The sequence below is a fragment of the Porphyromonadaceae bacterium W3.11 genome (genome assembly GCA_030434245.1).
Lineage (GTDB): Bacteria > Bacteroidota > Bacteroidia > Bacteroidales > Porphyromonadaceae > Porphyromonas_A.
This window is the reverse complement of sequence record JAUISX010000002.1, coordinates 229,522-251,627: the sequence shown is the minus strand read 5'-3', so window position 1 is coordinate 251,627 and position 22,106 is coordinate 229,522. Positions and strand designations below refer to the sequence as shown.

At 41.7% G+C, this 22,106-nt stretch carries 14 protein-coding genes; 6 read left to right on the top strand and 8 right to left on the bottom strand.

Annotated elements, in window-relative coordinates:
* Window positions 1-8: 8 nt before the first annotated feature.
* Genes QYZ87_03640 through QYZ87_03625 form a run of 4 tightly spaced genes read left to right on the top strand, consistent with a single transcriptional unit; the run spans window position 9 to window position 9,584 of the window.
* Window positions 9-158, top strand: a complete 150-nt coding sequence (locus QYZ87_03640) for a hypothetical protein (protein ID MDN4753623.1) — start codon at window positions 9-11, stop codon at window positions 156-158.
* 3 nt (window positions 159-161) lie between these two features.
* Window positions 162-3,791, top strand: a complete 3,630-nt coding sequence (locus tag QYZ87_03635; protein MDN4753622.1) for a hypothetical protein — start codon at window positions 162-164, stop codon at window positions 3,789-3,791.
* Window positions 3,792-3,795: 4 nt separating this feature from the next.
* On the top strand, window positions 3,796-4,542 hold the full coding sequence (locus QYZ87_03630; protein MDN4753621.1) for a hypothetical protein: 747 nt from the start codon (window positions 3,796-3,798) through the stop codon (window positions 4,540-4,542).
* The gene (locus tag QYZ87_03625; GenBank protein MDN4753620.1) at window positions 4,539-9,584 is read left to right on the top strand and encodes a hypothetical protein; all 5,046 of its coding nucleotides are present in this window, start codon (window positions 4,539-4,541) and stop codon (window positions 9,582-9,584) included. Before QYZ87_03630 ends, QYZ87_03625 begins: the two co-directional genes overlap by 4 nt.
* 66 nt (window positions 9,585-9,650) lie before the next feature.
* Here the strand turns inward: QYZ87_03625 and QYZ87_03620 are convergent, their stop codons facing one another.
* From QYZ87_03620 to QYZ87_03590, 7 genes are all read right to left on the bottom strand, one after another.
* Entirely contained in the window at window positions 9,651-10,223 is a 573-nt protein-coding gene (locus QYZ87_03620; protein ID MDN4753619.1) for a hypothetical protein, read from the bottom strand.
* Between the two features lie 1,150 nt (window positions 10,224-11,373).
* On the bottom strand, window positions 11,374-13,941 hold the full coding sequence (locus QYZ87_03615; GenBank protein MDN4753618.1) for a carboxypeptidase-like regulatory domain-containing protein: 2,568 nt from the start codon (window positions 13,939-13,941) through the stop codon (window positions 11,374-11,376).
* A 21-nt stretch (window positions 13,942-13,962) separates the two neighbouring features.
* A complete protein-coding gene (locus QYZ87_03610) occupies window positions 13,963-15,459 on the bottom strand; it encodes a vitamin K epoxide reductase family protein (protein ID MDN4753617.1) in 1,497 nt (498 codons plus the stop codon).
* A 4-nt stretch (window positions 15,460-15,463) separates the two neighbouring features.
* The gene (locus QYZ87_03605) at window positions 15,464-16,315 is read right to left on the bottom strand and encodes a GLPGLI family protein (GenBank protein ID MDN4753616.1); all 852 of its coding nucleotides are present in this window, start codon (window positions 16,313-16,315) and stop codon (window positions 15,464-15,466) included.
* A gap of 83 nt (window positions 16,316-16,398) precedes the next feature.
* Window positions 16,399-16,581 (bottom strand): hypothetical protein, encoded by a 183-nt coding sequence (locus QYZ87_03600; protein MDN4753615.1) that lies wholly within the window; start codon window positions 16,579-16,581, stop codon window positions 16,399-16,401.
* 172 nt (window positions 16,582-16,753) lie between these two features.
* Window positions 16,754-16,909, bottom strand: coding sequence for a hypothetical protein (locus QYZ87_03595; GenBank protein ID MDN4753614.1), 156 nt, complete (start codon window positions 16,907-16,909; stop codon window positions 16,754-16,756).
* A 197-nt stretch (window positions 16,910-17,106) separates the two neighbouring features.
* Window positions 17,107-17,259, bottom strand: coding sequence for a hypothetical protein (locus tag QYZ87_03590; GenBank protein MDN4753613.1), 153 nt, complete (start codon window positions 17,257-17,259; stop codon window positions 17,107-17,109).
* Window positions 17,260-17,431: 172 nt separating this feature from the next.
* Here QYZ87_03590 and QYZ87_03585 point away from each other — a divergent pair, with 172 nt between their 5' ends.
* A complete protein-coding gene (locus QYZ87_03585; GenBank protein MDN4753612.1) occupies window positions 17,432-18,775 on the top strand; it encodes a HAMP domain-containing sensor histidine kinase in 1,344 nt (447 codons plus the stop codon).
* Window positions 18,772-19,485, top strand: coding sequence for a response regulator transcription factor (locus QYZ87_03580; protein MDN4753611.1), 714 nt, complete (start codon window positions 18,772-18,774; stop codon window positions 19,483-19,485). The genes QYZ87_03585 and QYZ87_03580 overlap by 4 nt, the downstream gene beginning before the upstream one ends.
* A 249-nt stretch (window positions 19,486-19,734) precedes the next feature.
* Here QYZ87_03580 and QYZ87_03575 read toward each other — a convergent pair whose 3' ends face one another.
* On the bottom strand, window positions 19,735-22,005 hold the full coding sequence (locus tag QYZ87_03575) for an AAA family ATPase (protein MDN4753610.1): 2,271 nt from the start codon (window positions 22,003-22,005) through the stop codon (window positions 19,735-19,737).
* Window positions 22,006-22,106: the final 101 nt, after the last annotated feature.

Genomic DNA, 22,106 nt, shown 5'->3' with positions numbered 1-22,106 from the left:
AGGATCTGATGGCTCAGCCACTTGCACTTTTGCTCCTCGAGGACATTGACCAACCATATATCGACTACAAGAGTAGCGAGGAAGATAAGGAGGAAACACCAGTGATAGAGGGGGCGAAAGAGTTAAGAAGTTTATTAGGCATCAAAGAAGAAAGTTAAAGCATGGATGAGGTAAGCATTGACATACGGCTCAATAGTAACGTAGAGGAGGAAGCAGGTAAAGCGACCTCGGCCATACAGGAGATGGCGCAAGGTGCTTTGGATGCTCAGGCAAAGCTAAAAGCAACAATGGACTTCAGAAAAAAGCTAATCAATGAGCTGAAGAATGCCATCATTGAAATCAATGATCAGATACAAGCACTCTCCTCGAAGAATAAAGACTGGGGTCTCACCAAAGATGGGAAATTCTATAAGCAGGAGCTAGCATCTGTAAATAAAGAAATTGAACTACAGGAAAAGGCGTTGGCAGCTGAAAGCAAAGAACTGGAGAAACTCATAAACGGATACGGTTTAATTGCTACGCAAATAAGAAAGACCAAAGCGGAGATGGCAACACTCTCGGCTGCTGGCAAACAGAATAGTGAGACCTACCGCAAGCTGGAGCGAGACCTCCAAGAATTAGCCGAAGCGCAAGCGATGGTCAATCGTACGGGGCAAGAGCTCGCAAAGGGTAATAGAAGCTGGCAAGGTCTTGCCGATGCTGTGAGTGCTTTTTCTGGTGCGGCATCAGCTGCCACTGGTGCGTGGACGCTCTTAGGGGGTAGCCAAGAGGACCAAGCCGCCATCCAAACCAAACTCCAGTCGCTGATGGCGATTACTATTGGTTTGCAGCAGGTGCAAAATGTACTCCTCGAGACCTCTACATTTAGAATACAAACAGTTACCAAGGTCAAACGCTTTTGGACCACCGCAAACACTAAATTAGCCGCATCATTGGGTATGTCTGCGGCAGCAGCCAAAGCACTCACCGCGACAATTACCCTCGGTTTGTCCGTCGCTATCGGCTTTTTAATCTCAGCTTATGACAAGTGGCAGAGCAAGCAAAAGGCGATACGTGAGGAGCAGGAGCGCTTTGCCTCCTCTGTATCGAATAAAGTTGGTGATGTCATTGCTACCTACAAGCGACTACAACAAGAGTTTGTAGCACTCAATGGTAACCTGAAAAAGCAAAAAGAGTTTGTCCAGAAGAATGCCGAAGCTTTTAAGCAGATGGGTGTAAAGGTAGATGATGTACGATCTGCCGAAAATCTACTGGTTGATAACACCGACGCCTTTGTCAAAAGCGTCATGATTAGGGCTAAGGCTGCCGCATCCATGGAGCTAGCCAGCGAAAAATACAAAGAGAGCATTCAAAAGATGATGCAGGCAGAGCAAAGAGCTGCCAATCCTACTGGTATGGATAGCTGGTTTGCATTTGAAGAAAATGTAAGGCAGTTTACTCTGGGGCTTGGGTGGGGAGACACGGATGGAGGTTATATCGCTAAACTAAGAAGTCGTGATATAGCTGATGACGCTCGTAAGGATAGAGAGGCAGGAGACCTTCTAATACAGAACTCTTTGAACTTTGAAAAAGAATACAAAGAGATCTGGGATAACATCGGAGTGGTCCCCATCGATACTATCAGTAAGAGTAGTAAGAGTACAGAAAATGCGTACAAAAAAATGTCGGATCGTCTTGCTCAAATCGCCAAGGCTAATGAGGAGGAACTGCTGGCTATTGAGTTGGCAGCACTTAAGGAGGGGCGCGAGAAGAAGCTCCGAGAGCTGGAGATAGAAAATGAGAAGCGTAAGGCACTCCTCAAGGAGCGTCAGCGTGAGCTCGAGGAAATCGCCAAGGCGGGAATTGATACTACCGCCCAGCAAGCAAAACTTAAGCTCGTCAGCGACAATGGCGATGCTGAGTACCTCCGCAAGGTAGCCGAAGCAAATGCGGCATCTGACCGCATCATCCAAGAGGTGGAGGCAACCCTTGATGCCAAGGTGGCTACCCGACAGGAACAACGCATTGCCCAAACTAAGCGTGAGTATGATGAGTGGCGGAAGGAGGCGGAAGCACACGTGAGGGATAAGGAGGAGCTTGCCGACATCCTCGTCCGAATAGCTACCGAAGAGCAAGCGGAGCTCTCTCGCATCCGAAAGGAGGGCGAGCTGGACCGCATCGACTTCGAGGAGATGATAGCTCTCCGCCGCATACAGATCTCCAACAAGCGGTATAACCTTGAGACGGAGCGTGAGGAGGAACTCCTCGAAACGGAGCTGGCATTTGCCCAAAAAAGACAAGCTAAGCTACAGGAGATGCAGGCGAATGGTGCTGATGTGGGCAAGGAGATAGAGGAGGTCACCGAGCGTATCAAAGACCTCACCGATGCCCTCGAGGATATACCCGTCCGCAAACTGGAGGAGATGGGTCGAGGCCTGCAGAGCATTTTCGGCTCGCTGTCTAAGTTGGGCGGAGAAATCGGCGAAACCTTTAGCTCGCTCGCCGAGTCGGTTGGTATTGCTGTTTCTGGGATAAAGTCCAAACTGTCTATAGATAAAGTGAGCGCTGCCATTTCGGGCATCATGCAGGTGGCAGATGTCGCCATACAGCAGGCTAAGGAAAATCGAGAGTTCATGAAGGCGTGGCAGGAGGCAAACGAGTCTGCACTGCAGGTAGCTCGGATGCAACGCATCGAGGCAGCAGGCTATAAAGAGGGTAATATCTTCGGCGTCGAAAACCCCTACGCACGAGCCATCGCTGGGGCTAAACAGTACGCTAAGACGATGTATGAGCTGCAGGCACTCTCCCGTACCCTTGCCAATGGCCAAGTGCAGGTGGGTAGCAAAAAGGTAGTATCAGGCAGTAATGTGGCCAAAGGGGCAGCTGGTGGTGCAGCCGCTGGCGGTGTGGTGGGGTCTATATTTGGACCCATAGGTACAGCCATCGGTGCTGGTATCGGTGCCCTCATTGGTGGTATCTTCGGTGGATCTAAGAAAAAACTGGTGCCAGTTTTCGAATCTCTCGGCAAAAAGTATAAGGAGATATATGACAAGGATACTTTTGCACTCAACCCCGAAATCCTACAGGACTATGCTAAGCTGGATGACGCCACCAAAAAGTTGGTGGACAATTGGGATGCGATTCAAAAGAAAGCGCAGGAGGCGGAGCAACAGATGCGGGATAACTTCCGCTCGCTCTCTGGTGACATTGGTAGCCAGCTCTCCGAAGCGCTGAAGAAGGGAATAGCCGATGGCGATATCTATGCTGCCTTTGATGACTTCAAGTCGTACGCCTCTAAGGTCATCTACGACATCGGCGAGCAGATGATTTTCGCTCAGTTTTTCCAAGAGTCTTTCGATGAGCTCCAGAAGCGGATGGAGGATAGCTTTGGGGCAGGAGGAGACGGTGACATCAGAGACGATATCCGTTGGCTGGTCGATTCGGCTCGGGGCAATATCGAGGGGTACAAAGATGCCATGGATGCTTTTCGGTCGGAGCTGGAGAAACAAGGGATGCAGCTCCCTGACGTGGATGCTGGACGTAAGGCGGAGGCACGTGGCATCGGTCGGATGACGCAAGATTCTGCGGAGCGACTGGAGGGACTGATGACGGTGCAGGTGGACCGACTATCGACCCTCGTCACCTACGCTAAGCAGACGGACGACTACCAGCGTGATGCGAGGGTGTATTTTGCTACGATGATACGGCAGATTGACCGTATCGCATCCAATAGCGACTACCTCCGAAAGCTCGATAATATCGCCACCGACATGTACCGAGTGGCACAGGATGGCGTTTACCTCAAAAAATAATCTGATGGCGACACTGATCAACAACATAGACGTCAATGCTCAAGGCATCTACCTTGCTCGACATGGAGCGGAGGAACTCTTTACGCTCCCGAACCTCTCCGATGCGGAGGTCAATGACTGGCAGGAGGTGGATGGCTTACAAGTGGACTTTACCACCGTCCAGATCCAGCACCCCGAGGTGATGGTGCGTTACGTGGTTACTTCGCTCGCCGCTCGCTCGGCACTCGAGCAATACCACAAGGCAGAGAGGATTAAGCTAATGCCCCACGGATGGGGTCGTACCTTTACCCTCCGCAAGGCTAATGCGGACAACTGCAAGGTGCTGGCCAAGGGTGATCATATCATGGAAATAGCCTATCGCTATGAGCTGGACGACTTGCCTAAGACTCAGATAACGTCAGATGTGGAGCCTGTAGTTTTTAGATCAAGATACAAAATTGGAGGTGTCTCACTATCTCAATTTGGAATGGTCATCAACGAGACACATGCGCTCTATACACCTGATGATTTTAAGGCATTGACGCTCGTGCGAGATATGAGAGAGGCACAACTAATGTGTACGATGTTCGCATCATCTTGGTCGGTGCTGTGGGCTAATCGTGCAGCTCTCTGGGATGCTCTGCAAGGGGAGTTATCTCTATCTACGGACATGGGCACAACTCTTAAGGCTCGCTACCTCTCATGCTCGACACCTAAGCAGGTGAGCCAGCAACCAGTTATCTCATTTACGCTTAATCTACAATTGATATGATAACTATATACAACGCACAAGGAACTAAGATTATTGATGTGGCCAACCTCGAGGGGAGCTACTGCGATCGCTCGATCATGGGTGGCAGCACCCTCCAGTTGGTGGTTAAATCTGATAAACCTATTGATATCCCTCTTAACTCTTATGTGGAGTATGAGGCACGTCGCTATACATTGCTCTACCCAGCGAGCATCAAAAAGCAACACAGCAAGGAGTTTGATTACACCCTGCTTTTTCACGGTGAGGAGGAGCTCCTCTCCTCCTGTCTCATCAAGGATATCTCGGGTGGCATACCTTACCGAGTGAAGTTTGCCATCACAGCTAAACCGATTGACTTCGTCCGCTGTATCGTGGACTCGCTCAATGAGCACTACGGCGGTGGGTGGAGTGTTGGCAATGTGATCGAGGCGACCGAACAGACACTCGCCTTTAGTCATGAGTACTGCCTCGGGGCCATCTCTAGAGTGGCGGAGGTGTTTAATACTGAGTTTAGCGTCGACAATAAGACGGTATCGCTCGGCAAGGTAAGCATCATGGAGGATAACCCTCTACCGATGAGCTATGGCAATGGTAAGGGGTTCCGCCCTGGCACTGGGCGACACAATGACGGTAAAAAGTCGGCGATCGGCAAACTCTATGTCGAGGGTGGCACACGTAATATCGACTACTCAACCTACGGAGCTCAAACACTCCTCCTACCTAAATCTGCAACGCTACAGTACAATGGTCGTACATATCATACGGATGCGCATGGCATGTACATCACCTGTGATCAGGCAATCGGCACTGCGGAGGATAGCTACGATGGATCCGCCGTATATCCGATGCGGGAGGGTACAGTGTCTGAGGTCATTGAGGAGGCAGATGGATACGATTTTACCGACACCTCTATCCCTGAGAGCTTGAATTTTAACGACTACCGTATCAAAGGCGAAAAAGCGGTGGTGGTCTTTCAGACGGGAGCACTCACAGGGCGGGAGTTTGCTCTTGTGCAAACGAAAGGCAAACTCAGTGGCTATATCCACTCCGAGCGAAAGTTTAAGCTCGTGAGCGAGGAGCAGGATGGATTTATGATGCCTGGGGGCAACTTTGTCCCCAAGGAAGGTGATAAGTACGCCATCTTCAATATCACCCTCCCTGCCGAATACCTCTCGAACGCTTCTCAAAGGCTCTTCGAGGAGGCAGTACGATACTTCGATACGGTCATTAATCCTCCCTATATCTTTTCTGGGGAGGTAGATCCCATCTGGGCGAAGAAGGAGTGGCTACGCATCGGTGGGTATATGCAGCCAGGTGGGCATTTACTTTTTAGCGACCCGCAGTATCACCCCGAGGGATCTGTCATCCGAGTGACGGGTGTCCGCACACTCCTCGACAAGCCCTACGCTCCACAGCTCACCCTCTCCAATGCACCAGCTGCACTCAGTGTGAGTAACGCCCTCTCCAAGCTCGAAGCAGACAAGGTGATAGCCGAGCGAGAGCGGAGGGCACAGCAACGCTCGCAGCGACAGGACTACCAGCAGGCGCTGGAGTTCATCGGGATGGTCGAAAAGGCTATTGAAGGGCTGGAGGGCTTTACGGCGAGGATAAAACCGAGCGTCGTGGAGACCATGGCAATTCTTATAGGTAGCCAGGCGACACAGTTTGGATTTGTCCAAGCGATTAATTCGCTTGAGGCTGCCCCTTTTTCTGTGAATTATGACCCCAGCACCAAGCGAGTAATCATCAGTAAGGGCATCATTAGACATCAGACCATCGGCATTACCGATATGACTGCTAATCGACCAGCTACCGATTACCGCTACTGGTCAATCCCTGAGTACATCTCACCAGCACTTACTGATGATTTCGCCAGCTACTACATTTATGCGAAGGTAGATAGAAATGGGCAAACTGGTAATTATTTATTATCCGAAAAACCTATAGAAATGGAGAGTGATTCTCTAAGCTATCATCTCCTTATTGGTACTTTATCCAGCATTGTGGATGGCGATAGAGCGTACAATAAGCTATACGGTTACAGCCTTTTCACTCCAGGTCAAATGGTCCTAAATACCATCTCGAGCACAAACGGTGCTATGACCATCAACCTCGAGACAGGCGAGATCTACTCCGATGCGATCCACTTCCGTCGCCCCGATACTCAAGAGGAGACGAACCTCATCGACTACATCGATGAGGTGGACACGCATCACCCTATCATCAAGAATGGCACCTGGTGGCGCTGGGATGGCACGCAATATGTGGACACGGGAGAACCAGCGCAAGGTGCAGACGGTAAGGATGGAAAAGACGGCTTACAAGGATTACAAGGGAAAGACGGCAAGGACGGACTCCCTGGTCGTGACGGTAAGGATGGGAAAACTCAATATACCCACATCGCTTATGCCAATAACGCATCGGGTGGTGGCTTCTCTCAGTCTCCTACTGGAAAGGCTTATATTGGTATGTATGTGGACTTCGTCGCCACAGACTCGAGTGACCCAAAGAAGTATAAGTGGTCGCTCATCAAGGGGGCAGATGGGCGTGACGGCATCGCTGGTAAGGCAGGAAAAGACGGCCGAACCCCTTACCTGCACATCGCTTATGCTAATAGTTCGGATGGTCGGCAAGGGTTTAGCGTGAGCGATAGCCAAGGTAAGTCATATATCGGGCAGTACACCGACTATAACCAGGCAGACAGCACCGATCCAACTCAATACAAATGGACGCTCATTAAAGGCCGCGATGGTCGTGACGGTAAGGATGGAAAAGACGGCTTACAAGGATTACAAGGGAAAGACGGCAAGGACGGACTCCCTGGTCGTGACGGTAAGGATGGGAAAACTCAATATACCCACATCGCTTATGCCAATAACGCATCGGGTGGTGGCTTCTCTCAGTCTCCTACTGGAAAGGCTTATATTGGTATGTATGTGGACTTTGTGCAAGAGGATAGCAGCGACCACAAGAAGTATAAGTGGTCACTGATTAAGGGTGCAGATGGGCGCAACGGTACCCCAGGCAAGGCGGGTGCAGATGGTCGCACCCCTTACCTGCATATCGCCTACGCCACATCAGCAGACGGAAAGAAGGGTTTTAGTACAACTGTGTCAGCAGGCAAGACCTATATCGGCACTTACACCGACTTTGTGAAGGCGGACAGCACTACTCCATCAGATTACAAGTGGACGCTCATTAAGGGTAAAAAAGGGGACCGAGGTCCGACTGGTCCGAAAGGCGACGGTCTAGACGTCAAGGACACTAGAAATGATAACCAACTGCCAAACTGGTATCGTGAGAATTACCGACTCACAACCGTCAAGGAGTTTAAGTTTCAAGGTGTTATTGAAATTCCGAAGGTCTGGAGGGATGGCTCGTATTGCACGCTTGAGACGACAGTCAATTGGGGTGATAAAAGTGGCGGTCGAGTGACGCAGAAAGCGACTCTTAACAGCGGTCAGGAGTTGTATCGTGTCGGTGGTGCTGATGATAGTGCGTGGGGCGAATGGAGCAATCTCAAAGCGGAGGTACAAGAGATCAACGCTGGACTTTCCAATGCCAACACCCTCATCTCATCGATCGAGACCATCACTAAGCAACTGAAGGAGGGCAAACTTGATGCGAGCAAGTTCGATGACATCCGCTACCTCACCGACGCCCTCCAGCACGGCGAGACCACCATAGCTGGCGGTCTTCTGCTCACGAAATCCATCCTCATGAGCAACAAAGATGACGAGATCACTACCGCCATCTCTGGCTACTCCCATGGCGGCGGTGTAGCGTTCGAAGCTGGGATTAAGAACTATAAGCAAGAGAACCACACCTCCCGCGTGGTAATCAACCACGACGGCTCAGCTCGATTCGGAGACATGTACCTGAACGCTGACAAAGAGGATGTGGTGAAGTTTGTCGACCAGTCATCGGGTGAAAATCACGAGTATCTGAAGTTTGGTGGAACTGCCCCCAGCGAAAGCTACATGAACGATCAGAGTACAGTGATTAAAGAGTTCCCGATGCCGTCTGTACGAGCTGAAAACAAGAGTGGCGAGTTCCTTATTGTGAAAGAAGATGAGAGTATCGAAAGCAACAGAGAGATAAGGCATGAGATTGAATTGACAGCGACAGCTGAGGCAGTCGCAACTCGGGAAGATCTTAACTCCGGAGGACTATCGATTATGTCAGCCCGTTCTGCTTATGAGCTAGGAAGTGACCGAGGAGACAGAATAATTAACTATCTGCCTGCCTGGGCGAATAGCACTGCTCATGTGGAAGTCAAAGTGTACAATAAATCTGGAGTCGTCGTCTGGAGCGACACAAGCACGAAAGTGACAGCAAGTGCACACGCCAAGGGATGCTCTGTCTCATACACGGAAATCTTACCCCTCGAGGATATCCAAGATGTGCAGACCCAGACGAAGAAAGTATATATGCGCATTCCAGCAAATGTAATGGTAAAAGGGTACAAATGGAGGGTTTATCTTGTGGTGAATGGCTCTGCAAGCGACGGAGGAAGTTCTTATCGAGCATATACAAATGCGGGTAAAGAGTTCGTCCCTTACGACCTCTCAAAACCCTTTGTGGCACTAGCGAAAGACCGTGTAGCGTTTTTCTTTGGACGACAAAGGCAGATACTATTCAACTACTTAAGCAACTGGGTGGTGAAAATAGTGGGGGATGTCCTCGTGCAAGGTGTTATAAAAGCAAATGCAATAGAAGCTGACGAGTGGAGAGGCAGCGGTGCCGTCCTCGCTGGTGCCATGTTTGACGAGAATGGACGAGAGCAAAAAAGCTTCGGTAAGTATAAGAATAGGTCAGGGCAGAGCTATGGTAGTACAGTCTATTCTTATAATAGTAAGCTCTACACTGTCTACCACTCCATCCCACACAGCCGATACGTGCCGGTCGTGCAGGTCTCAGGAGAGACAGGAAACAATGACGGATGGTCTCTTACGACACGAGTCTATAGTGTCTCGGCATATAGCTTTACGGTGGGCATAATCACCAATGGAGACAATAAAACACGAAATGGGCTATCCTACGTAGCCTACCAAGCTGACTAAGAGAAAGAGGGAGGAGCGACCAGTATAGTCACTCCTCCCTCTCCTTTTCTCTGTTGGAAAGTTATCTTATTGCTTTCCCTCCGCTTTTAATGCCTCCCACTCCGCTTTGGTGATAGGGATGGCAGTAAAGGCCTCCTTGAAGAGCCTATACACTTCATCGTAATCCCCCGCCTTGTAAGCCTTGCGAATTCCCTCGCTTGCTTCCTTCATCACTGCGTTAGGGATGTACGCCCCTACGTCACCCTCTACGATTGGGATAAGGATACGCACATCTCGCCAGTCGAGGAATCCCTCGTTAAGAGAGCCATCCTCTGAGATGATCATTTCTCCCCACATCTTTATCCTGGCGTTAGCGATATCTCTTTGTTCATCGCCGACTCCAATGTTAGTTTCACGCCCCATATCTGGAGCGTAAAAATAAAACATTAGTGCCTTCTCCACGACCTCCTTCGGCGTCAAACGCTTGAACTGATCCCCCTCCACGGTGGGGATTGTATTATCCTCAATTACCCTCATACCATCATTTTTAATGTTAACATAAACGAAAGCACCATCCTTGAGCACCTTCGGCTTTTTGTCCCCGTTACACGCTGTAAGCAATGCCACTACTGCCAGCATCATCACTAATACCTTTTTCATATTATTTTAGTTTTTATAATTAATTGATTCTTTTACAAATATACACTAATCCGCGTATATAGTTCGCTAAATCCGTTAATATCGTCCAGTGAATTCGTTAGTACTTGTGGATAAATCCGTTAGTACTAACGAATAACTCCGTTTATACTTCTTAGTTCGTTCTCCACTCGACCACCACCAGAGAGCGAATAATATTATAAATGTACGTGTGCGTCACAATCAAATGAGCCGTTTCGTTTTTCCTACCACCCATCCAATCAATAAAGAAAAAAGCCATTTCGTTTTGTCTTCGAGAGCCGTTTCGTTTCGACGGTTATATAAAATAATCTAATTCGTTTCATAGTTATTTAGAATAAAAAATGGAGCTAAGAATTTCAAATAAAATATTTTTTTCAATTTCTTGCCTCCATGTAACTCATTAATTTCGACAGGTATTGCTGTACGGCTCCTTTTATCCATTTAGAAAACGTGACAAGTGACACAATCATAAATAATAACGATATACGGCTTGGGCTTTTATTCCTTCAAGTCATGTCACCAGAAACAAGAGCTAAGTGGATCTTTCATAGTTTCTTTCAATTAAAAAGTTAGCCATTCAGTACAAAACAAAAGTAATCAGTTATACTAAGAAAAATCAGTCATTTCGAACAGAAGTTTCAAAAAACTAACCCGTTCTAACACTGCAGGTTATTAATATTCAAATGACTACGACCCGTGTTTATTTGAACGGTATGCGATTACAAACTACGTTGCTGATTTCTCTCTCATAGGTCATATATAAGTTAATACTCTCGTACGTGGCAAATGTAGGGAAAGAAATTGATTCATAACCTACTGAATCTAAACGTTTTTCAGTCACCTATTTTTCTTTAGATTCAATAGTTTGGTGTGAACCCGTTGAATACTAGAGTTCAGAATTGTAAAAATCATATACCAAAAAGGGTGTCTCAGATTTGAGTTCCCAACATATTCACAATATTAGTTCTCACGCACCAGATCTGATATACTATAGGCTGGATTAGTAATGATCGTGCTTAAGCACAAGACTTAAGCACGATCATCCACTATTGATGCATCATTTGACGAATGCAACATTTCACTGTATTTTCAGATACAAAATATTAGTCCATTCAGCAACGACGACTATCAGCTACTTAACTCTTAATGTAAGCAGGACCTCTCGACCTCTTAATTGACGATTAAAGGAGTAAGCACTGAGTAGTCCATAATTGGTATATGCATATTCGTCAATATTAAGAATATTAGTGACCGAAGCCTTCAGCTCAATATTCTTATTCACCCTGAATGTAATATTAGCATCTAGCATTGTGAGGTCTTTAACCATATCTTTAGAGATCTCATTGTGATAATACTCCCCTTTTAGTTCTAGAGATAGCGGATTTATAGGTGTATAAACCAATTTAAGCGAATGTGTTTGATTATTCAGAGTAGATGTTTCCCTTCTAGGGATATTCAGCCATGAGCGTGTTAACTCAAATTCGTATAAGAAAAAGAACCTTCTACTGACATTGCCATTCAGCATGGATCCAAAAGTAATTAGATTGAGATCAAATGGCACTACTCTATGCTGAGAGATAATATCGCGAGTACTACGAGTGTACATAGCATTGATACCAATACCTCCTCTCATAAAATCCAGCGACTTATTGACACTGCCTATAGAATTAAATATTCTACTTCTTGAGTCTCCTCGCTCGTAAGAGTGATAGAGGTAATTGCCCTCAAATTTTTGTTCCATCCTGTATGGATTATTAATCCAATGATGCATCACCATTAAATTAGAAAATAGACCTTTAGATGGATTTCTGTAAGATAGTCTAGCAGAGACCTGTTGCCTCTTTGTCATCAATAATTCCTCATACCCATAGCTAAATGAGCGATAATTAGTCATCACAACACCCTGATAAATATTACTTAGCGAAAGAGGAGACGAGCCTGATCCCCCTCTTATATTCATTCTTAGGCTAGAGCTTGGTTGCCAATTCAAGAACAATATTGGAGCATAGGTTAGTAAATCCTTATCCTCCATTAAACTTCTAAAATCATAATGGCGATAACTAACAGGCAAACTAAGCCCCAGCTGTATTCTTTTATAACGCCATTCCACTTTAGGTGATGCTTGAAGAGTATAGAGATTGGTTTTATTATATGGCTGATTATCATCTGAATCCATCTGCTTACCAGATAGGCTCCTAAATAACCCCTGAAAGCCAGCATCCAGACCAATCATAAATTGACCAATATGAAAGTTATAAATAGCTCGTTCATCAGTAAAAAAAGCTTGATTATCGATTCTTTGTCCATAAGTCTCACTCCCCTGATTAATTGTCAGCATACTAGGTCTAGACTCCCATTCATTAATACTACTGAATGTCACCAAATGACGATCGCCAAATCGCTTAATCACTTTAAGGCTATTATTCGCATAATAATTGGGAAGCCTAGCACTTTGGTTATTATTGAATGTCCCCGCAGTCTGTAGCTCTATTTTATCCCAATCAAATTGAGCCTTCGTATTATTTTGCAAATAATAGGTGGGCTGATTAGCCTCTATGGTCACATTGGCACGAAGCATATTTTCTTTAGCATGATCATCCCTCACCTCTATTATTTCCTTATCGTCCCCTTCTAAGAAATATCTGGTTATGGTCCGACTTTTACTTACGAGACGATTATTAAGATAATCTATTTGCACTTTGAGGTCCGTACGACTGTTTATTTTCAATAGTTCATTAATAGAAGCCATGGTAGAGGTGTTGAAAGTCGTTCGCTCTGGTTTGAGCGATGGAGGTGATAAGAGCGTAAGTCCAAAATAATTCTCTATTTCCGTACCTCTAGGCAGTGCATTAAATTCTGTCTGCTCTTCTGATAGATCGTATCCATTATTATTGGACTTTAGGGAGAGCAATGTTTGTGATTTTGGCATAGCAGTAAGGACAAATAAATCTCCATTCCAAAGACCGCTTTTAGGGCTTTGAGCGTATCCACCACCAATAGAACCATGTACCAGCCAAGCCGACTTTTTATTCTCTTTGAGTTTGAGATTAATGGCTGCTTGATCAGATATGCTAAATCCTTGCAGGACCTGCATAGGCTGATGCCTCTCCATAACTTCTACAGCACCAATATCATCATATGCAATTCCTTTCGTTGCCACTCCATATTTGTCACCGAGGAGGTCTTGCCCCTCTATATAAAATTTATTGATATCTACACCTTGATATTTTATTTTACCTGAGTTCTCAACCTGTATCCCTGGCATCCGCTTTAACACCTCACCAATTGTCTGATCATTTGTTTGTGCAAAACTTGAGACCAGATAAGCAATGGTATCTCCTTGTGCTCGTATCGGTTCGGCCTTAATTGAGACTTCGTTCAGAACAAAAGGCTGCTCTTCCATGAATATAGTAAGGGGAAAAGAGGCCCCCTCTAGCAAGACTACTTGATTAGCATAGGTCATCATTGAGACCGTCACGGTTGATGCTTCTTCCGATCGATTATCAAGATTAAAAAGCCCCTCTTCATCAGTAATAGTATGATTTATCACTTTGCCATTAATGTCTTTTGCCACTACAATACAGCCTTGTAGTGGCTCCTTACTTACTTTATCTAGAACTTTTCCATAAATTCCCGCTTGAGAATTGATGGAGAAAAAAAGGCAAAAAAGAATAACAATATTTTTTATTAATCTTTTCATGGTCTATAGTCTTGTTTGATTCTAATTAAAAAAATAATTACTCCAATCTAATAAGAGATACTTCAACTCTTCTGGTCTATACTGAGCAGGTAAAAAATAGTCCTCAATTTGCATTGTAGGTAATTCATTAATCTGGTATTTGTCATAAATGGATCTTAGTTGATCTTTGCTTATTCTGAAAATTCTATTCTCAACCTCTTTTTGTGTAATTTCTTCACTGTTTATATTAATCCACATTCTTATAATTGTATCTATAAATTCATTATAATTTATGTCATTCTTATTGATCTCCAAGGGAAATATAATTAATGAAAAATAGTCTGGAATAATAAATGATAGCTTTTCCAACTCTTGCATGGCTTTTAAACAATGGTCACATTTAGTAGAAACCCACAAACCAACTCTAATTTTTTCTTTGGTCACACTATGAATTTTCAAACCATGTAAGAAATCATTTTGATCAAATCTTTTATTTAGGTTTATTTTTAGATATTGCTCACTTCTTTTTATAGTTAAGTTTTCTAGTTGATTGTATATCATTTTTTGTTTTACTAACATAAAACTTTGTACTTTAAACCAAAGATAAATGAAAACTAGAAATAAAATACTAAATAACATTAAAAAGGCATACGTTGAGAAAGTATATTTCAAGAAAGGAAGAAATAATATTACATTAATAATGAGAATAAGAAGTACCAACATGCAGTATATACAAACCTTTTTAATCCTTACTTGGGAAACAATAGAATAAATTAGTACTATAGGGGATATTAGAGCACTGATTTGCCCCATAGCTGTAAATGACAGTGATAGTGATTGTCTTGGTAATATCAGGATAGATATGACAATTAATGATAAAAATGAAGAAAAGTATGCTGAAGCATAAATGGAAAGAGGCAACCCTAGAACATTTGAATATGAAGATTTTGCGACCTTTTCACAATCAATATAAGAACCACGTTTACAAAACGATGAAAAAGCAAGTGTATTTGGATTGAGTAGGAAATGAGCTAAAAGCAATCCGATAATATTCAGTGCTAAAATAGAAATTGCAAAAGATCGTTTAAAAAAAAACAGAAAAATTAATACGATGGCAATAAAAATAAGCGAGCTGTACTGCCGTAAATTTTGACATATTAATTGTAAAAAATTTGAACTTAGATCTGTATACAAAACGACCCCATCCCAAACCTTTTGCAATTCTGCAATAGTAATTGATTGATACTTCTTTATTTTAGGATTATATATTTTATGTGCTTTGTTTTCACTTATTTTAACAAGCAGCATTTCCCAATGATTGTTAATATTTGCACGAATAAGAATGTAGCCTTTTAAATCAACTAGGCTATTAATGTCCGTTTTGGCTAATTTACATTTAAACCCAAATATTTTAAATGTATTGTATAAGGACAGTAATGTTGGATAAAAAGGCGAAGAATTTAAGCATAGCAAAAAATCATCCGCATTGATGTTAGATTTGAAAATCCGTATGTATTTTAATGCAACCTCAGTCATCATAACTTTAGTGAAGATAATTTGTTTCTTCGAAATCATAGTTACATTTTGTACGCTCATCGTTATTTGCTTTAGTAGGTTCAAGACCAAAAGCACCACTAGCTCTCATCTTATCTCCTAAATTAGCATTAGAAGTAATATAGTCATAGCGTTTTTTAAGATACTGCTCCCTCGTTATTCTTTTAGGATCAACTCGATTATATATAAATATTCCAACATCTCCCAGTCCATTTGTTACCATGCCTTTTGCTGTAAATTGATAATGTCGCTTATTATCATAAGCATCTAGTATTAATCCAGGTAATCCACTTAATTTCCATGGACCGTCAGAAAGAGGTATATCCATTGCGTACCAAGCAAACCATTGTCTCCCTCTGAAGTAACATTCAGCAAGCTGGCATTCATATCCTAAAATGACTGATGTTGAATCAATGTAATTCCAACTTTGAGGCTCAATCTCTTCGGAATAAATCCAACTACCTAAATCAAATCCCTGATAAACAGTTATTTTCCCTTTTGGCATATTTTTGAACACATATTCTCTTTCAAATCCACCTAATGGTTTATATTCTGTTGATCCAAACGGATTTTGCTCATAATAAAGCTGTTCATGAAGATTAAAATTATTGACTCTTAAAGAGTCTGCCCATAGTTTTAGAGGAGAAACCCACATTGAAGTAGTATTACCAAGTCGTAATATCATTTCAGTATCTATATAACTTTGATCTGGTTGAAGTGTATCTTTTACGACGTGCTTATTATAGCTAACTTCAAGAATCCCAGGTTCGTATTTTTTTACAATTTGACTATACCCATTCAAATATAATAGGCAACTTAAAACAATGAAAGCCTTTTTCATAACCACTTGCTTTTTTACAGGGGCGCTGTATGACATTAGACACACAACGACCCTAAAGTTCAGTTAATTTGAAGTTAATAAGTTTACAGGGATTCTATACATTCGTCCCAGCGGTCCATCCAATCATCCCAATATGCATCTTCAAATTCTTTGTTACCACTATTTTTATGTGTATTTGCCTCACCTTGGAGACGTGAAACACAATTAATAGAAGACGTAGAACCTCCTAAAAGGTTACTTAATTCAAAAGAGTTTAATTCTTTCATAGTAAAAAAAATTTAATTATAAAAAAAAGGACTAACGCACCCAACTATCGACATTTCTTTTACATTGTAATGTTTCAATGTTATCATTAAATTTGCGACTTACTGTCAGTAGATTTATATTGTATATTATTGCCAGAATATTTAAATCTTATAAACCCATCTAGAGCTATAATTAGTTTGGATAGATTCCGTCTATATTAGATATTGAATAAGTAATAATAGTACTATCTGTAGGAGATAATGCCGCTACATTAGCACCAACAACAATCTCCCCATCCTCAAGGGAAAGATTACCCGAGATGGTAGAATGACTAGGACTTTGTGCCACAAGATTACTTGCTATTCTAATAAGTAATATCGTTAACAACAATTTTATTTTTCCAAAATACATCATATAGTCATTAAAAAAACACACTTAGAATATCGGATTTTCTTATCTAAAACTTCATCAGTGATAATTTTTTATTATTCTTTTACCCCATATCATTGATGGCTCAACCATTCTATTACTATTAATCAGAAGTCTTAATATAATTCTAGAGGGATCATCTGCCCCGTTGGCGTAATGACATATTTCTTACCATTGATGATAATAATCTTCACTTTCTTCTCACCTCTTATATTCCCATTACCACCAATTAGTGTAGAGATCTCCAATTTTGTTAATTTCTCTTTCATGTGTTTTTATATAAGTTAATAATTGCTGATATGGCAAATATAGGGAAAGAGGTTGAAATACAACCTACTGAATCTAAACGTTTTTCAGTCAAATATTTTTCTTAAGATTCAGTAGGTTGGATATAAAATAGTTTGGCTAAATTTGTAAGAATTGTGAAATTATTACTAAAGCATGTCTTCTAAAAGAACGATACAACATAATATATTTCTTGTCTGCTTTGCTATGCTCTCTCTTATTGTATTTGAAGGATATAGGCTGGTCAAGGAATATAATACGACCCAAAAGAGCATTCAGGAAAAGATGGATCATCTGCTCATTGGTACCCTTAAAAAGTATGGACAAGAACAATTTATTTCCGAAATGTCTGACCCGACTAATCCGAGCTTTAAAATAAAGCCTTTGGAAGAAGATTCCATACCCCTCGATTTTGTTGCGGCAACTCTCGATACCAATCTTAGTGAGGGACTTGAGTTTCTCATGATAACTTCTGCCATAAAAGATAATCCTAATTTTCTAACATCCTTTACAGACTCATTATTGACTCAGGCTGAAGCTAAGGATATTAGTCAGCTTACTATTTCAATAGAAGGAACTGCTACTGACAAGCAATTATTGACCAGAAAGTTAGAATCCAAAGGTATAGGTAGCTATAGCTTTAGTTGTGAGAGACCCATCGTCATTGATAGCGATAGCCATCTCATCAAGATGTGGGGAAGCACTAATTTAATGGCGGAACAAAAAGGACTGATCTTGCTTCTCTTTATTGTTTTGATCATCACATTGATTATCGGTATCAGCTTCGAAAAGTTAATTCGACAGATAAGGCGTGAGCAGCAATACCAAAAAGTAAATGAACTCTATTTCTTTGGATTGGTACATGACCTCAAAACACCCCTCACCTACACCAAAGCTCTACTAGAGCGTATCCAAATCACTATGGCGGAGACTGACTTAGAGATGGCGACTCAAATCAATGAGGGCAACTTACAGGTGGATCGACTGGTGACTAAAGTAGATGAGTTACTGACAATTCCCAAACTAACCTCTTGTGAGGATAGTGATTTTGAGGAAACCTACCTGATAGATATCATTGAGCGGATAGAGGATGAACTTATCTGTACTTACAGCACTATTTCGCCTTCTTTTGTCGTTCAAATAAATGCGGACAAGAGCTATTGCTTGCCACTAGAGCATACGACTATGCTGCTAAGAATATTGATGGACAACGCGGTTCGTTACTCGGGAGAAAGTCCTAAAGTCGTGATTAATGCTGCTGAGCAAAAAGATAAACTCATTATCACTGTATCAGATAATGGCGAAGGGCTACCAATCCACCAAAAGTCAATCTGCTTTACCGAGAGGACTAATGTACCTCTTACACACGGAGCGATGAAAGGGCATGGTGTAGGACTCGTTACGGCGATACGCATTATGAATGCTCTAGGTGGATGTCTCTTATATGAAAAGACAGATGAGGGTAGCAGATTTACCATTGAGATACCAATAAGAGAATGAAGAAGACAAAAATATTACTAATAGATGACACTCTGTACTTTGGTGCTGAGATCAGTGCACAACTGAAGGACCTGGGTTACGAAATAATGTATATGACCAATGGTGTAGGATTATCTCGTGTACTAGATGAGTTTCGTCCTGATCTTGTCTTTATGGATATTGACCTTGGAATCGGACAGAGTGGTATAGATTTGTGTCGTGAAGTAGTGAAGCTCTATCCTGCCCTTCCTGTGATTTTGATCTCCTCAAGTACAGATGCAAAAACAAGAGAACTAGGTATTCGTGCTGGAGCTCAAGCTTTTGTGGGAAAGCCCCTGACAGCAAACCTCCTCGAAGCATACATCAATCTGCACCTCAATAAAAGGAGGGAAGAGCGTTATCGGGCACCTGAATACTCATACGATGACCTCACAGCCCTTTCCACACTTAAGGTCTCATTCTCAAGGGGATTAATTTTTTACCCTAATGGTGAAGCGATGTCGATAAGCCCAATCCCCACCACTATCCTTAGGATGCTCCTAGATAATATAGGAAAAGAAGTGACCTCAGAACAGTTGATAAATAAGATTTGGGGAGAATACTCGTCCATCAGCTCTACCTCAAGCCTCTACACAGCCATATCGTCACTGCGTAAAGCCCTCACCCCCGATCGGAAGATCAGGCTTCGCACCATTCGTGGCATAGGGTATCGTCTGGATGTGGAAGTGTAACGAGCTAGAGAGTGTTGTGCGATCGCAATCTATCTATTCACTTGGGCGTTAGAGTTTGGTCACAAATTGAAAACGTAATCCAACATCAAGCAGAGCTCGTGTATTGCCATCAGTAACCTCTCTCAAACAAAAGAAAGTTCAAGAAAAACTAAATCAGTAATAACAAAGTGATCTAAGAGTTTGGATCGCTCTACTTATACCTAAATGAATGACGAATTTTCTTTTTTTGTATTAAAGATATTTATAGAATTAACTCATCATCATTTCAAAGTGTTCCTCACCAATCTCTTTAAAAATCAACTCAAAAGACTCCATTAAAACACTTGTATCTTGTCTTATAACATTACTGTAATACATACTATCTGATGGTAGAACGCTATGACTTTCGTCATTAATCTGCGAAATAAATGTTGTTGCTACTACATATTTAGGATCATTTATTTGAAGTGAGTAAATTGAACTCCAAGTTGGATTCCCTTTTCCTTTAGAAATCCCTGTGAAGTTTACGTAACTATCTATGATTCTCCTCATAGTGTTACTTAGCATAATGTTTCTAGCTTCATCAATTCCCGTTTCAGCAGCAAATTTTTTTATTGTATTCCACATGAGAATATAGTCATCTGAAGGAAAAGGCTCAGTAGACTTTTCGATTGTTGTTTCACAGCCATTTATTCGAAATAATTGAAAATGTGTACAATCTTTACACATTGGTCTACGTACAAAAGACACTTCCTTGTAAAAATATAGATTGTGAGTTAAAATAAATACTTGTGCTATAGAGGAGTTTTTGAAGTCGTTCTTGTTACTATCAGCCTTCAAAATTAGACTATGGACTATTGAAGACACAATAAATAAAGACCTACTATCCAAGCTTGAAATTGGATCGTCAATTACAATTATTTTTTTCCTGGTTCCTGCTTCTACATCATCCGTTCCAATACATAGCTGGTGAAAATATAAAAAAGAAATCAAACTTTTTTCTCCTTCACTCATAGTTCTATAAGGATTACCTTCTGAATTTTCTCTTTTTAAACGATATCTTGAGATGCTTGAAATCTCCTCATCACTCTCTTTAAACTCTTCAATCATAAAACTTGTAAACCCAGTACCTTTCAGAATCGAGTTTATATTTTCAACGGCTGTTTTAGTGTTAATAGTCTGTGTTCTTAACATGTTGATTTCTCGTCTTGATTCTTCAATATCCTCACTTATCTCTTTTACTCGTAATTTGCAAAACGATTCAATCCTTTCCGCTTTTTTTTCTTTTATTTCATACTTATCAATATTGTCTTTAACCTCGTTATACATATAGTTCCAGCATTTGTCGGTAAATTCGTTCTGTAAAAGAGTTAAATTTTCCACATCCTGATCGTTTTTCTCAATCTTCTCATTTATCTTTTCAATTGAATCAAAACATTCTTGTGCAGAACTAAGGACTATTTTTTTATTAGGGCTAAACAATTTCTCCCTTATTAATTCAATATTTCCATTAACTATTCCTTCTAACTTAGAGACTACATCTCTCACCTCAATTGCTAGGAAATCAATTGAAGTCATCTGCTCCAATATTTTCTTTATATCTGAATAACATGTAAGGTATTTATTTTCTAATTCCTTGATGTTATTAATCGCTTCAGTATAATTTGAATCAAAAACAAGGTTTAGTTTTCTAATAAATTCTTCTTTTTCCTCGAGCTCTTGTTGGCAAAATGGACATATATTTTCAGATTTCTCTAAGAATTCACGTCCTTTATTTACCCAGCTAGCAATCCCTAACTTGTTTATTAATATAGACAATTCAATATCAGTACCACTTACAATAACTAAGCCTAGAAGTTTATTAAGTTTTTGCTCATAAGCTTCAAACTCCTTTAACTTTTCTTTACTTACTTTATGTTCAATCTTAGTTATTTGTTTTTCAAATAATCGCTGATAATCATTTTGCAGAGATTCGAAGTCCAATATATTAGACGGCATATTTTTTAAACTAACAAGTTCTTTGTAGTGCCGATCTTTGCTTCCTCCGTATTTTAAGTTCATCTTTATGAACCCTTTAAGTTTGTCTCTCTGCTGAAAACAAAGTTTAACAATAATATCCTTCTCATCAGCCATCCCTTTTCTAATTCTTTCTAGTCTAAATTCTACCCCCTGTCTTTGATTCTCCCTCTTCTTTATAAACTCTTCATGTTTTTTTATCTCGCTTTCAACTGAATCGTTTTTCTCATTAAGAGAAAACACTCCATTTAAAGTGTCCTTATCAATAAAGTTTCGCTTTTTAAACTCCTCATCATAGACAAAAATAACTTCATCATTTGGATTAAATCCTACTTGCAGGCAACTAGAAAATTTTTCTGACTGTTCTTCTTTAGGCAATGAGAGATTGTAAATATAACGAGCAATCGTAGATTTACCTGTACCATTAAAGCCAAGAAAAAAGTTCAATTTCTTGATTTCATCAATCGTTACTCCTTCTTTTGAGTAAGATGCAACATCTTTAATTTTTAATTCTGAAATAGCCATAGACCTAAACTAATATGTTAAAATACCGCAAAAAAAGGGAAGCTCAATGCTCAATATTGGGTAATTATCTACCTATTTGATACAACGGTCTCAAACTTTCT

Excerpts from the sequence above, each read along its gene's own strand:
- QYZ87_03580 (MDN4753611.1), top strand. The coding sequence starts at position 18,772 with ATGAAGAAGACAAAAATATTACTAATAGATGACACTCTGTACTTTGGT.
- QYZ87_03575 (MDN4753610.1), bottom strand. The coding sequence starts at position 22,005 with ATGGCTATTTCAGAATTAAAAATTAAAGATGTTGCATCTTACTCAAAA.
- QYZ87_03635 (MDN4753622.1), top strand. The coding sequence starts at position 162 with ATGGATGAGGTAAGCATTGACATACGGCTCAATAGTAACGTAGAGGAG.
- QYZ87_03615 (MDN4753618.1), bottom strand. The coding sequence starts at position 13,941 with ATGAAAAGATTAATAAAAAATATTGTTATTCTTTTTTGCCTTTTTTTC.
- QYZ87_03640 (MDN4753623.1), top strand. The coding sequence starts at position 9 with ATGGCTCAGCCACTTGCACTTTTGCTCCTCGAGGACATTGACCAACCA.
- QYZ87_03600 (MDN4753615.1), bottom strand. The coding sequence starts at position 16,581 with ATGAAAGAATTAAACTCTTTTGAATTAAGTAACCTTTTAGGAGGTTCT.
- QYZ87_03625 (MDN4753620.1), top strand. The coding sequence starts at position 4,539 with ATGATAACTATATACAACGCACAAGGAACTAAGATTATTGATGTGGCC.
- QYZ87_03610 (MDN4753617.1), bottom strand. The coding sequence starts at position 15,459 with ATGATGACTGAGGTTGCATTAAAATACATACGGATTTTCAAATCTAAC.
- QYZ87_03605 (MDN4753616.1), bottom strand. The coding sequence starts at position 16,315 with ATGAAAAAGGCTTTCATTGTTTTAAGTTGCCTATTATATTTGAATGGG.
- QYZ87_03620 (MDN4753619.1), bottom strand. The coding sequence starts at position 10,223 with ATGAAAAAGGTATTAGTGATGATGCTGGCAGTAGTGGCATTGCTTACA.
- QYZ87_03630 (MDN4753621.1), top strand. The coding sequence starts at position 3,796 with ATGGCGACACTGATCAACAACATAGACGTCAATGCTCAAGGCATCTAC.
- QYZ87_03590 (MDN4753613.1), bottom strand. The coding sequence starts at position 17,259 with ATGAAAGAGAAATTAACAAAATTGGAGATCTCTACACTAATTGGTGGT.
- QYZ87_03585 (MDN4753612.1), top strand. The coding sequence starts at position 17,432 with ATGTCTTCTAAAAGAACGATACAACATAATATATTTCTTGTCTGCTTT.